The following is a 12,183-nucleotide window of genomic DNA, read 5'->3' as shown; positions in this document are numbered from 1 at the left end:
ATTACTGGCCGGCGATTTTCATTTCTGGCAGTAATACAGAACCACACTGTATATTGCTACGTGTTTCAATATCGTTACCGACCGTAACGATATTGCGCCACATGTCCTTCAGGTTACCGGCGATGGTAATTTCGCTCACCGGATACTGAATTTCGCCGTTTTCGACCCAGAAGCCTGCCGCACCGCGAGAATAGTCACCGGTGATGCCGCTTACGCCCTGGCCCATCAGCTCGGTGACCACCAGACCGGTGCCCATCTCTTTCAGCATCTGCTCGAAGTTCAGGCCCTGACCGGCAATGCGCCAGTTGTGGATCCCGCCCGCATGTCCGGTGCTTTTCAGCCCCAGCTTGCGCGCGGAGTAGTTGGTCAGCAGCCACTGGGTCAGAATGCCGTCTTTAACGATATCGCGGCGTTCAGTGCGCACGCCTTCGCTGTCGAATGGCGTGGAGGCCAGCCCTTTCAGCAGGTGCGGATGTTCCTCGATAGTCAGCCACTCCGGCAGGATCTGCTTGCCCAGCGAGTCGAGCAGGAAGGTCGATTTACGGTACACCGAGCCGCCCGCGATAGCGCCCACCAGATGACCAAACAGGCCGGTCGCCACTTCATTAGCAAAAATGACTGGGGCCTTCATGGTGGAGAGCTTACGCGGCGACAGGCGAGACAGCGTGCGTTCGGCACACTCTTTGCCCACCCACTCAGGAGACTGCAAATCCCCCAGCGCGCGGCCAATGGTGTAGGCGTAGTCACGCTCCATGTCGCCGTTCTCTTCGGCAATCACGCAGCTTGAAAGCGAGTGACGGGTGGAGCAGTAGCCCTGCAGCATGCCGTGGCTGTTGCCGAAAACTTTGATGCCGTAGTGGCTGTTGAAGCTGCCGCCTTCGGTATTCGTGATGCGCTTGTCAGCCTGCAAAGACGCCTGCTCGGCGCGCGCGGCCAGTTCAATCGCTTCATCCGGCGTGACTTCCGCCGGATGGAACAGATCGAGATCCGGCGCGTCAAACGCCAGCAGATCTTTATCCGCCACGCCTGCGTAAGGATCCGGAGAGGTGTAACGGGCGATATCCAGCGCCGCCTGCACCGTGCGGGCGATGGCATCCGGGCTGAGATCGGTGGACGATGCGCTGCCTTTGCGGTTCTGGTGATACACCGTGATCCCAAGCGCGCCATCGCTGTTAAATTCTACATTCTCCACTTCGCCATAGCGGGTGCTCACGCTAATGCCGGTGGTTTTGCTGACCGCCACTTCGGCGCCATCTGATTTACCTGAAGCGAGCGTCAGCGCGGTGGAGACGGCTTCTTCCAGAATCTTACGCTGCGCTTCAACTTGTGAGGTTACTTTCATCGCAAATGCCATACTGTAAGAGAGAGTTAAGTGAAGTCTAACAGAGAACCGTTTTTCAGTGCGCGTCTTAACTGGTAACATTAGCCTCTTTTTTTAAGGAGCCTGACATGACTAAGCAGCCCGAAGACTGGCTCGACGACGTTCCCGGTGATGACATCGAAGACGAAGATGATGAGATCATCTGGGTCAGTAAAAGTGAAATTAAACGTGACGCCGAAGAGTTAAAACAGCTTGGCGCAGAAATGGTAGAACTGGGTAAAAACGCGCTGGATAAGATCCCGCTCGACCAGGATCTGCGTGATGCCATTGAACTGGCACAGAAAATCAAGAAAGAAGGCCGTCGTCGCCAGCTTCAGCTTATCGGTAAAATGCTGCGTCAGCGCGACGTGGATCCGATCCGTCAGGCGCTGGACAAGCTGAAGAACCGCCACAACCAGCAGGTTGCGCTGTTCCATAAGCTGGAGCAGATCCGCGATCGTCTGATTGAACAGGGTGATGATGCGGTACCGGAAGTGCTGAACCTGTGGCCGGATGCCGACCGCCAGCAGCTGCGTTCTTTGATCCGCAACGCGAAGAAAGAGAAAGAGGGGAATAAGCCGCCGAAATCAGCCCGTCTGATTTTCCAGTATCTGCGCGAGCTGTCTGAGAACGCAGAGTAATCCCCTCACCCCAAAGAGGAGAGGGAGAAGAGATAATGTAAGCCCGGTAAGCGCTAGCGCCACCGGGCTTTTTTTTACTCTGCGGCCGCGGCTTTCTTCGCCAGACCGTCCAGCAGCTTCTGATGGATCCCACCGAACCCGCCGTTGCTCATCACCAGAATGTGGTCGCCAGGCTGTGCGGCTTTCACCACCATATCCGCTAAGACATCTACGTCCGCGCTCCAGTGCGCAGGCTGAATGCAGGCGTCGGCCACTTCAGCCACCTGCCACGGAATATGCTGCGGCTGCAGCAGGAAGACTTCGTCGGCACGTCCCAGGGACGGTGCGAGGTCGTCTTTGCAGATGCCCATTTTCATGGTGTTCGAGCGCGGTTCCAGCACCGCCAGAATGCGCGCGGTGCCGCCAACCTTGCCGCGTAACGCAGCAAGCGTCGCCAGAATGGCCGTTGGGTGGTGCGCGAAATCGTCATACACCGTCACGCCGTTCGCTTCGCCGCGCAGCTCCAGGCGGCGGCGGGCGTTGATAAACGTCCCCAGCGCATTGGCCGCATCCGCAGGCAGTACGCCCACGTGGCGCGCCGCGGCGATCGCCATCAGGCCGTTGTGCATGTTGTGCTCGCCCACCAGGCCCCACTTCACCTCGCCCACTTTCTCACCGTCGAGCAGTACTTCCCACTCGGAGGCATCCGCGTTGAGTTTTTTCGCCTGCCAGTGGCCCTGCTCGCCCACCAGTTCCTGCTCGCTCCAGCAGCCCATCGCCAGGGTCTGCTTCAGGTTGATGTCGTTCTCCGGCAGGATAATGCGGCCCTGGCCCGGAACAATGCGCACCAGGTGGTGGAACTGTTTCTGAATGGCTTTCAGGTCGTCAAAGATATCCGCGTGGTCAAACTCAAGGTTGTTGAGGATCAGCGTGCGCGGGCAGTAGTGCACGAATTTGGAACGCTTGTCGAAGAATGCGCAGTCGTATTCATCCGCTTCAATCACAAAGAACGGGCTGTCGCCGAGACGCGCAGAGACGTCGAAGTTACCCGGCACGCCGCCGATCACGAAGCCCGGCTTGTAGCCGCAGGCTTCGAGGATCCAGGTCGCCATACCGGCGGTGGTGGTTTTGCCGTGGGTACCGGCTACGGCAACCACCCAGCGGTCGCGCAGCACGAAATCATGCAGCCACTGCGGGCCGGACATGAACGGAATATTGCGTTCCAGCACCGCTTCAACGCACGGGTTACCGCGGGTCATGGCGTTGCCAATGATGACCAGATCCGGCTCGGGATCCAGCTGGCTGGCATCGTAGCCCTGAATTAAAGAGATACCCTGTTTTTCCAGAAGCGTGCTCATCGGCGGATACACATTGGCGTCCGAACCTGTCACTTCATGGCCCAGCGAGCGCGCCAGCATTGCCAGTCCGCCCATGAAAGTGCCACAAATCCCCAATATATGAATGCGCATACGTCACTATCCTTCTTTAATGTGGCGCACATTTTACTCACATGTTAGCGGCTGTGAAACGCATTTCAGGTAAATCCGTATGTTGCTGGCGCGATTCACCTCTGCGCTACTATTTGAATATTTGTTAAGATTGTTGGGCTTTAGTCGTTTTAGTGAACATACAATCGCTCTACTCACAAAGATGCAGGGAAAGTGTTATGAAAACGTTAGGTGAATTTATTGTCGAAAAGCAGCACGAGTTCTCTCATGCTACGGGTGAACTCACTGCTTTGCTGTCGGCAATAAAGCTGGGCGCTAAGATCATCCACCGTGATATCAACAAGGCCGGTCTGGTCGATATCCTGGGTGCCAGCGGTGCCGAGAACGTTCAGGGCGAGGTTCAGCAGAAACTCGATCTGTTCGCAAATGAAAAACTGAAAGCTGCACTGCGCGCGCGCGACATCGTTGCGGGTATCGCCTCCGAAGAAGAAGATGAAATTGTTGTTTTCGAAGGGTGTGAACACGCGAAATACGTCGTACTGATGGATCCGCTCGACGGCTCCTCCAACATCGACGTTAACGTTTCTGTCGGTACCATTTTCTCCATCTACCGCCGCGTCACGCCTGTTGGTACGCCGGTAACCGAAGAAGATTTCCTGCAGCCGGGCAGTAACCAGGTTGCGGCCGGTTACGTCGTTTATGGCTCGTCCACCATGCTGGTCTACACCACCGGATGCGGGGTTCACGCCTTTACCTACGATCCGTCGCTGGGCGTCTTCTGCCTGTGCCAGGAACGTATGCGCTTCCCGGAGAAAGGCAGCACTTACTCCATCAACGAAGGCAACTACATCAAGTTCCCGAACGGCGTGAAGAAGTACATCAAATTCTGCCAGGAAGAAGATAAAGCGACCCAGCGCCCTTACACGTCCCGCTACATTGGCTCTCTGGTCGCGGATTTCCACCGTAACCTGCTGAAGGGCGGTATCTACCTTTACCCAAGCACCGCCAGCCACCCGGACGGGAAGCTGCGCCTGCTGTACGAATGCAACCCGATGGCGTTCCTGGCCGAACAGGCTGGCGGCAAGGCGAGCGACGGTAAACAGCGTATTCTGGACATCGTGCCGGAAAGCCTTCACCAGCGTCGTTCGTTCTTCGTTGGCAACAACCATATGGTTGAAGACGTTGAACGTTTTATCCGTGAGTACCCGGACGCGTAATATCTCTCCCGGGGAGCCAGTCTGGCTCCCCAACACATTTATATATTTTACCGTATAAGTGTTTATAAAAATCACGCTTTAATCTTCACCCCTGCTCCTGCATTATTTCCATAACAGTTTGACATTTATTTCCTGGAGCAGAATTGCAATGAAAAATTATTCCCGGGCTAATACCGGCATTGATTTAAATCTTATCCCTGTATTTATTGAAGTCGTCCGCTGCGGCAGTATGGCAAAAGCCTCTTTGCGCCTGGAGATGTCCCGTCCTGCGGTGAGCCTGGCGTTGAAGCGTTTTAATCAACTGTTTGATGAGCCATTATTTTTTCGCAAAGGTTTATATCTCGAGCCGACTGAAAAAGCGTTAGCGTTAACCAACTCGCTGGAATTATTAATGGGTGATATTCACGATAATATTGCGGCAGTAAATTCCGCGAGAAATAAAGCCCCGGCACAGAACGCACCGGGGCTGGGAAATATTATGCCGCAGTCTGAGCCGTCACTTTAAATGATGACATGGCTTCCATCAGCTGACGCGACTGCTCCTCAAGGGAGCGGGTCGCGGCGGAGGATTGCTGCACCAGCGCCGCATTCTGCTGCGCGGTTTCATCCATCTGGTTCACCGCAATATTCACCTGCTCGATGCCGCGGCTCTGCTCCTGAGACGCGGTGGCAATTTCGCGCATCAGTTTGGTCATGCGCAGCACTTCGGTGGCAATCTCATCCATCGTTTCACCCGCCTGCTGGGCCAGCTCGCTGCCCTCGTTAACGTGGGCCTGCGAATCGCCGATCAGAGAGCGGATCTCTTTCGCCGCGTCGGCGCTGCGGCTGGCAAGGTTGCGGACTTCACCCGCGACCACGGCAAACCCGCGCCCCTGCTCGCCCGCGCGCGCCGCTTCCACGGAGGCGTTAAGCGCCAGAATGTTGGTCTGGAAGGCAATACCGTCAATCACGCTCAGGATGTCGGCGATGCGCGCCGAACTGCCGGAGATATCGCGCATTTTTTCAATCACGTAGCAGACCATTTCGCTGCCGCGATCGGCGGTGTCGGAAACAGACTTCGCCAGCTGGTGCGCCTGCTCGGCGTTGTCGGCGTTAAGCTTCACCGTGGCGGTGATCTGCTCCATGCTGGCGGCGGTCTGCTCCAGCGACGTGGCGGTGGATTCGGTGCGCTCGGCAAGATCCCGGTTCCCCGCCGTCAGCTCGCGGCTGCCGGTATCAATTTGCGAGCTGGCATCGCGAACCCGCAGAACCGAGCTCATCAGCGACTGACGCATCTCCTCTATCGCCGCGTTGAGGCGGTTAAACTCCTGGCTCGCCGGGGCATTCAGCATGTGGGTTAAATCGCCCGCTGCCACGTTCTCCAGCCGAGCAATCGACGCCGAGAGCGGCTTGAGCAGCATATGGCGCAGCGCCAGCCAGGCGAGCGCGATAATGCCCGCCGTCAGCAGCGCGGCGACAATAATCAGGATCAGCACGCGGGTTTTACTCGCCTGCACGGCGCTCACTTCCGCCTGACCTCGCGCTTCGCTCCATTTCTGAAACGCCTGCATGTCGTTATCGAACTGCTTCGCCACCGGAATCAGCGTGTTCTCCAGCAGATCGTAATAGCTGTCTGCGCTCTGGTCATTCAGGGTTTTCAGCATCGGGCCGATCCCCTGCTGGTTATATGTCGCCAGGCTGGCCGCGACTTTGTCGAGGAGCTGCTGCCCCTGTTCGTCAGCCACGCCGCCGTCAATCACGCCTTTTAACGTTTTCCGGGCCAGGGCGACTTCCTGATTGATGTTTTTTACCGCTTTGGCCGCATCGTCCAGCATGCCGATTTCCATCATGCGGACGGCCTGACCCGCCTCATTGCGCGCGCGCAGGATCAGCGTATAGCCGGTATTCAGCTGCACCATCTGCTCACCCTGAAGGTGATTAATGCGCTGCAGTGAGGAAGAACTCTGTGTGAGGGCATAAATGCCGATGCCGCTGACAATCAGCAGCAGAAGGGTCATAACGGCCAGTAAAGAGAGCAAGCCGGTACGAATCGATAGCGTTTTAAGCATGATATTATTTCCGGTAGCGAGATATTTCTGGGCATAAAAGAAGATTATCGGCCGCTACCGGAGAATATTTATACACGTGTTACAGGCGAACTCTGACGATTCTCCCAGAGCACCGTCAGCCCCCGCTGCAGGGCAATAAAAATAAACAGCAGAATGCCGATGGCGATCTTCGTCCACCACGAACTGAGCGTGCCGTCAAAGTTGATATAGGTTTGTATCAGCCCCTGGATCGCGACGCCGAACAGCGTCCCCAGCACCGTCCCTACCCCACCGCTGAGCAGCGTGCCGCCGATAACCACCGAGGCAATCGCATCCAGCTCGACGCCGACGCCTGCAAGGGCATAGCCCGCCTGGGTATAAACTGAGAAGACAATACCCGCCAGCGTTGCCAGGCCGGTCGAGAGCATATAGATGCGGATGGTGGTGCTGCGGGTTGAGATCCCCATCAGGTTGGCCGACGTGGCGTTGCCGCCAATAGCATAAACCTGATTGCCAAACCGGGTTCGGTGGGCAAGGAAAATACCAATCACCACCACCCCCAACATCAGCAGCCCCATCGCACTTAAACGCCCGCCGCCGGGAATTTTCCACGCCAGGCTGGAGAGCGTGTCATACACCGGATGGTTAATCGGAATCGACTCCTCAGAAACCAGATAACTTACGCCGCGCAGGAAAAACATCCCGGCCAGCGTGATGATAAAGGCCGGAATTTTCAGCGCGTCGATCAGAAGCCCCATAAAGGCGCCAAACGCGCAGCCCATCACCAGCACCAGCGGAAACGCCACCAGCGGCGAGATGCCCCAGAAGCCGATCGCCTTCGCAAGGAATACCCCCGTGAACGCGATCACCGAGCCGACGGAGAGATCGATCCCGCCGGAGAGGATCACAAAGGTCATGCCGACGGCGATAATGCCTAAAAAGGCGTTGTCCGTCAGAATGTTGCAGATCACGCGCGTTGAGGCAAAACCGGGGAACTGCGTGAGGCAGTAGAGATACCCCAGCACAAACACGCCCAGCGTGATCATTAACGGTAAATTACGTTTTATCATGGCCACGGATCCCCTTAATGATGCTGACAAAGCGCGGCGACTGGACGATCAGCACGCAGAGTACAACTACCGCTTTTACCACCTGGTTGAGTTCCGGCTGGAATCCCGAGAGCAGGATCCCGGTGTTCATGCCCTGAATGATCAGCGCGCCGATCACCGAGAGCAGCAGGTTAAAGCGCCCGCCCATCAGCGACCCGCCGCCGATCACCACCGCGAGGATCGCATCCAGCTCCAGCCAGAGCCCTGCGTTATTGGCATCGGCCCCGCGAATATCGGCGGCGACGATGACACCGGCAATGGCGGCGCAGACGCCGCTCAGCACGTAGGTCAGCATCACCATCAGGCGGGTGTTGACCCCGGCGTTGCGCGCGGCGCGAATGTTGATCCCCACCGCCTCAATAAACATGCCGAGCGCCGTTTTGCGGGTGAAGAGCCAAAAGACAACAAGCGTGACCAGGGCAATAATCACTGGCGTCGGGAAGAACAGAAGGTTGCCGCTGCCAAGCCATGCCAGGCTCGGAGAGTTGAAGGTAACAATCTGCCCCGAGGTGATCAACTGTGCGACCCCGCGCCCGGCCACCATCAGGATCAGCGTAGCGACAAAGGGCTGAATTTTCAGCACCGCCACCAGAATGCCGTTCCATAGTCCGGCCAGCACGCCGGTGCCTAAGGCCGCCAGCAGTACCACCGGCAGGCTGTGACCGGCCACGGTCATGGAGGCTGCCGTGGCCCCGGCGATAGCCATCACCGCGCCGACGGAGAGATCTATTCCGCCGGTGGCGATCACCAGCGTCATCCCAATCGCCAGCAGCGCCACGGGCGCGGCGCGGTTTAAAATATCGATCGGGCTGCCAAACAGGCGGCCATCCTGAACAATAATCTGGAAGAAATGCGGTGCGACAAGGCTATCCACCAGCAGCACCACCAGCAGCGCTGCAATTTGCGGCGTGCCGGTTGGCCAGCTAAAGCGGCGCTTTGACTCACCGGTTTGCGAAAGCGAACGGGACATCACGATTCACTCCTTACGCCGCGATGGCATTCATGATTGCCGGAACGGACAGTTTATCCAGCGGGATCTCTGCCACCTGTTTGCGATCGCGCATGATGATGACGCGATCGGCATAGCCCACCAGCTCCTCCAGCTCAGATGAGATAACCAGCAGGGCCAGCCCGTCCGCACAGAGCGTTTCGATAAGCCGGATAATTTCGGCGTGCGCGCCCACGTCGATACCGCGCGTCGGCTCGTCAAGGATCAGGAACTGCGGTTTGGTCAGCAGCCAGCGGGAGAGCAGCACCTTCTGCTGGTTACCGCCGGAGAGAAATTCAATCGGCTGTTCCGCGCTCGGGGTGCGGATGCCGAGCTGGCGGATAAAGCGCTCGGCGATGGCGTTTTGCTCTTTACGTGGGATCGGGCGCAGCCAGCCGCGCTGGGCCTGCAGGGCCAGGATGATATTTTCCCGCACCGAGGCGGCGGCAATGATGCCGTCCGTTTTTCGGTCTTCCGGGCAGAAGCCAACGCCCAGACAGGAGGCCTGATGCGGCGATCGCAGGGTTTGCGGTTTGCCCTTGATCAGCGCGGTGCCGCTGTCGGCAGGCTTGATCCCGAAGATCACCTCGGCGGTTTCGGTTCGGCCCGAGCCCAGCAGGCCCGCCAGCCCGACAATTTCGCCGGGGCGCACCTGAAGGTTAAACGGCGATATCACGCCTTTCTTGCCGTAATCGCTGAACGCGGCAACCGGTTTTTCGCTCAGCAACGTGCGGCCCGCACGCTGGAGCGCGTTGGTTTCCAGCTCGCGGCCCAGCATCATTTTCACCAGCTCGATCTGCGGCAGCTCGCGGGTTTCGCGGCAGCCAACAAAGCTGCCGTTGCGCAGCACCGTAATGCGGTCGCTCACCTCATACACCTGATCGAGGAAATGCGTGACGAAGATCAGGCTCACGCCCTGATCGCGCAGCTGGCGCATCAGGGTGAAGAGCATCTCCACTTCCTGGGTATCGAGGCTGGCGGTGGGTTCATCGAGGATCAGCACCTTCGCAGAGAGATCGATCGCGCGACAGATGGCGACGATCTGCTGCATCGCCACGGAAAAGCGGTTCAGCGGCTCGCGGACGTCGAGGGAGAAGCCGTAGGACTCCATCAGCTTCGTGGCGCGCGCCTCCATCTCTTTGCGGCGCAGCAGGCCAAAGCGGCGTGGCTCGCGGCCAATAAACAGGTTGTCTGCCACCGACATATTCGGCAGCAGGTTCACTTCCTGGTAAACCGTCCCGATCCCCAACTGCTGGGCGTGGGCGGTATTTTTTGGCGAAATGGCGTTGCCTTCCAGCCAGATGGTGCCGCGATCGGCGTGATAAACGCCGGTCAGCGATTTAATCAGCGTCGATTTTCCCGCGCCGTTCTCGCCCAGCAGCGCCATGATCTCACCGCGCCGCAGGCTGAAATCAACGCTATCCAGCGCCTTTACGCCGGGGAAGAATTTACTCAAGCCCTCTGTGCGGAGGATTTCCTGGTGTTGTTCAGTTTTCATATTCACGTCCCCGGCACGTTCCCATAGGCCGGGTAAGCGCAGCGCTACCCGGCAATTTCACTGGATCAGTAGCCCATATTTTTCTTCTTCTCTAACTCTTCTTTCGCTGTATCAGGCAGGTAGAGCGTGGACTTGGTGACGGTCACTTTCTCAGGCATCGTGCCGTCTTTCTTGAATTTCTCCAGCGCGTCGAATGCCGGGCCCGCCATGTTCGGCGTCAGCTCGACGCTGGCATTGGCTTCACCGTCGATCATCGCTTTGTAGATGTCCGGCACGCCGTCGATAGAGCCGGTGAGGATATCTTTGCCCGGCTTCAGGCCCGCTTCTTTAATCGCCTGAATCGCCCCGATCGCCATGTCATCGTTGTGGGCGTAAACCATGCAGATATTCTTGCCGTTGTTTTCAGCCTTGATAAAGCTCTCCATGACCTCTTTACCCTTACTGCGGGTAAAGTCGCCGGACTGGGAGCGGATAATCTTGATGTTTGGCGCTTTGGCAATGGCCTCAGCAAAGCCTTTCTTACGGTCGATGGCCACGCTCGCGCCGACGGTGCCCTGCAGTTCAACGACGTTACACGGCTTGCCGTCGACCTGTTTAATCAGCCAGTCGCCAATTAACTGCCCTTCAAGCACGTTATTAGCGGTGACGGTGGTCATATAGAGAGATTTGTCTTTAACATCGATGGAACGGTCGAGCAGGAAGACCGGAATTTCAGCGTCTTTCGCTTCCTTCAGAACCGGTTCCCAGCCGGTCGCCACCACTGGCGCAATAAAAATGGCATCCACGCCCTGGGCGATAAACGAGCGCACGGCTTTGATCTGGTTTTCCTGCTTTTGCTGACCATCGGCGATTTTCAGGGTGATGCCGCGTTTCTGAGCCTCGCTTTTCGCAACGTTGGTTTCCGCCGCACGCCAGCCGGATTCAGAGCCAACTTGCGAAAAACCTACGGTTAAGGGAGCGGCCATCGCCATAGACGACATGGCTGCCGAAACTGCTGTGACAAGAAGTAAGCGCTTCCACATATGAGCGTCCTCGTAGGGGTGTTTATTGTTGGTTAAAAGATGTTCTGCGAAATGACTATAGCCAATGAAATATGTAACGAATTGCGTTACATCACACTTCAGGAAAGTGAATAAAATGTTAATCACAAGTTTGTAATCGCTTTCATTTCACCATTAAAAATGCGGCTGAGTTTATGGATTTTCCTGTCATGGAAACGGTCTGAAAAGTGGGGCTTGCGGGGAGAGAAAGCGAAAAGAGGCGGAGACATTCAGCGTGAGTTGGCTATAATACCTGCCACTTGTTTACCATCCATTTTAAAGGACACCGACATGAGCTTACTCAACGTCCCAGCGGGTAAAGAACTGCCAGAAGACATCTACGTTGTTATTGAAATCCCGGCCAACGCAGATCCAATCAAATACGAAATCGACAAAGACACCGGTGCGCTGTTCGTTGACCGTTTCATGTCTACCGCCATGTTCTATCCGTGCAACTACGGCTACATCAACCACACCCTGTCTCTGGACGGTGACCCGGTTGACGTGCTGGTTCCAACGCCATACCCACTGCAGCCAGGCTCCGTCATTCGCTGCCGTCCTGTTGGCGTGCTGAAGATGACTGACGAAGCGGGTGAAGATGCGAAGCTGGTTGCGGTACCGCACACCAAGCTGAGCAAAGAGTACGATCACATTAAAGATGTGAATGACCTGCCAGAGCTGCTGAAAGCGCAGATCGCCCACTTCTTCGAGCACTACAAAGACCTCGAAAAAGGTAAATGGGTTAAGGTTGACGGCTGGGACAACGCAGAAGCGGCGAAAGCAGAAATCATCGCCTCCTTCGAACGCGCTGCTAAGAAGTAATTCTTACTGCCAGACACAAACAACAACGCCACCTCACGGTGGCGTTGTCGTTTT

At 56.8% G+C, this 12,183-nt stretch carries 11 protein-coding genes; 4 read left to right on the top strand and 7 right to left on the bottom strand.

Annotated features, from left to right (window positions below; translation table 11 throughout):
- Position 1: 1 nt before the first annotated feature.
- Entirely contained in the window at positions 2-1,354 is a 1,353-nt protein-coding gene (gene pmbA, locus IB212_RS02375) for a metalloprotease PmbA (protein WP_032644960.1), read from the bottom strand.
- A 95-nt stretch (positions 1,355-1,449) separates the two neighbouring features.
- Here pmbA and yjgA point away from each other — a divergent pair, with 95 nt between their 5' ends.
- The gene (gene yjgA, locus IB212_RS02370) at positions 1,450-2,001 is read left to right on the top strand and encodes a ribosome biogenesis factor YjgA (protein WP_028015295.1); all 552 of its coding nucleotides are present in this window, start codon (positions 1,450-1,452) and stop codon (positions 1,999-2,001) included.
- A 74-nt stretch (positions 2,002-2,075) separates the two neighbouring features.
- On the opposite strand, the gene mpl is transcribed toward yjgA, so the two are convergent.
- Positions 2,076-3,449 carry a UDP-N-acetylmuramate:L-alanyl-gamma-D-glutamyl-meso-diaminopimelate ligase gene (gene mpl / locus IB212_RS02365; protein WP_048999482.1) on the bottom strand — a complete coding sequence of 458 codons (1,374 nt, stop codon included), beginning with the start codon at positions 3,447-3,449 and terminating at the stop codon, positions 2,076-2,078.
- Between the two features lie 197 nt (positions 3,450-3,646).
- Here mpl and fbp point away from each other — a divergent pair, with 197 nt between their 5' ends.
- The gene (fbp, locus tag IB212_RS02360; RefSeq protein WP_028015293.1) at positions 3,647-4,645 is read left to right on the top strand and encodes a class 1 fructose-bisphosphatase; all 999 of its coding nucleotides are present in this window, start codon (positions 3,647-3,649) and stop codon (positions 4,643-4,645) included.
- Positions 4,646-4,793: 148 nt separating this feature from the next.
- A complete protein-coding gene (locus IB212_RS02355) occupies positions 4,794-5,150 on the top strand; it encodes a LysR family transcriptional regulator (RefSeq protein WP_041911461.1) in 357 nt (118 codons plus the stop codon).
- Here IB212_RS02355 and IB212_RS02350 read toward each other — a convergent pair.
- The 5 genes from IB212_RS02350 to ytfQ all read right to left on the bottom strand — a co-directional run bounded on the left by IB212_RS02350 (position 5,122) and on the right by ytfQ (position 11,289).
- Positions 5,122-6,693 carry a methyl-accepting chemotaxis protein gene (locus tag IB212_RS02350; protein ID WP_188246050.1) on the bottom strand — a complete coding sequence of 524 codons (1,572 nt, stop codon included), beginning with the start codon at positions 6,691-6,693 and terminating at the stop codon, positions 5,122-5,124. The genes IB212_RS02355 and IB212_RS02350 overlap by 29 nt on opposite strands.
- A 68-nt stretch (positions 6,694-6,761) precedes the next feature.
- Positions 6,762-7,742, bottom strand: a complete 981-nt coding sequence (gene yjfF / locus IB212_RS02345) for a galactofuranose ABC transporter, permease protein YjfF (protein ID WP_041911463.1) — start codon at positions 7,740-7,742, stop codon at positions 6,762-6,764.
- The gene (ytfT, locus tag IB212_RS02340) at positions 7,729-8,754 is read right to left on the bottom strand and encodes a galactofuranose ABC transporter, ATP-binding protein YtfT (protein ID WP_162196517.1); all 1,026 of its coding nucleotides are present in this window, start codon (positions 8,752-8,754) and stop codon (positions 7,729-7,731) included. Before ytfT ends, yjfF begins: the two co-directional genes overlap by 14 nt.
- 10 nt (positions 8,755-8,764) lie before the next feature.
- Positions 8,765-10,267: a galactofuranose ABC transporter, ATP-binding protein YtfR gene (gene ytfR, locus IB212_RS02335; RefSeq protein WP_188246051.1), complete on the bottom strand. Its 1,503-nt coding sequence runs from the start codon at positions 10,265-10,267 to the stop codon at positions 8,765-8,767.
- 65 nt (positions 10,268-10,332) lie between these two features.
- On the bottom strand, positions 10,333-11,289 hold the full coding sequence (gene ytfQ / locus IB212_RS02330; protein ID WP_021240696.1) for a galactofuranose ABC transporter substrate-binding protein YtfQ: 957 nt from the start codon (positions 11,287-11,289) through the stop codon (positions 10,333-10,335).
- A 309-nt stretch (positions 11,290-11,598) separates the two neighbouring features.
- Between ytfQ and ppa the strand changes: the two genes are divergently transcribed.
- The gene (ppa, locus tag IB212_RS02325; RefSeq protein WP_041911466.1) at positions 11,599-12,129 is read left to right on the top strand and encodes an inorganic diphosphatase; all 531 of its coding nucleotides are present in this window, start codon (positions 11,599-11,601) and stop codon (positions 12,127-12,129) included.
- Positions 12,130-12,183: the final 54 nt, after the last annotated feature.

Source organism: Enterobacter sp. E12, from assembly GCF_014596715.2.
Taxonomy (GTDB): Bacteria; Pseudomonadota; Gammaproteobacteria; order Enterobacterales; family Enterobacteriaceae; genus Enterobacter; species Enterobacter bugandensis.
Note: the sequence above shows the minus strand (reverse complement) of the source record. Positions and strands in the feature narration are given on the sequence as shown.

Bases quoted from the DNA above. Each gene is read 5' to 3' on its own strand.
- pmbA (WP_032644960.1), bottom strand. From the start codon at position 1,354: ATGGCATTTGCGATGAAAGTAACCTCACAAGTTGAAGCGCAGCGTAAG.
- ppa (WP_041911466.1), top strand. From the start codon at position 11,599: ATGAGCTTACTCAACGTCCCAGCGGGTAAAGAACTGCCAGAAGACATC.
- fbp (WP_028015293.1), top strand. From the start codon at position 3,647: ATGAAAACGTTAGGTGAATTTATTGTCGAAAAGCAGCACGAGTTCTCT.
- yjfF (WP_041911463.1), bottom strand. From the start codon at position 7,742: ATGATAAAACGTAATTTACCGTTAATGATCACGCTGGGCGTGTTTGTG.
- ytfR (WP_188246051.1), bottom strand. From the start codon at position 10,267: ATGAAAACTGAACAACACCAGGAAATCCTCCGCACAGAGGGCTTGAGT.
- IB212_RS02350 (WP_188246050.1), bottom strand. From the start codon at position 6,693: ATGCTTAAAACGCTATCGATTCGTACCGGCTTGCTCTCTTTACTGGCC.
- IB212_RS02355 (WP_041911461.1), top strand. From the start codon at position 4,794: ATGAAAAATTATTCCCGGGCTAATACCGGCATTGATTTAAATCTTATC.
- mpl (WP_048999482.1), bottom strand. From the start codon at position 3,449: ATGCGCATTCATATATTGGGGATTTGTGGCACTTTCATGGGCGGACTG.
- ytfQ (WP_021240696.1), bottom strand. From the start codon at position 11,289: ATGTGGAAGCGCTTACTTCTTGTCACAGCAGTTTCGGCAGCCATGTCG.
- yjgA (WP_028015295.1), top strand. From the start codon at position 1,450: ATGACTAAGCAGCCCGAAGACTGGCTCGACGACGTTCCCGGTGATGAC.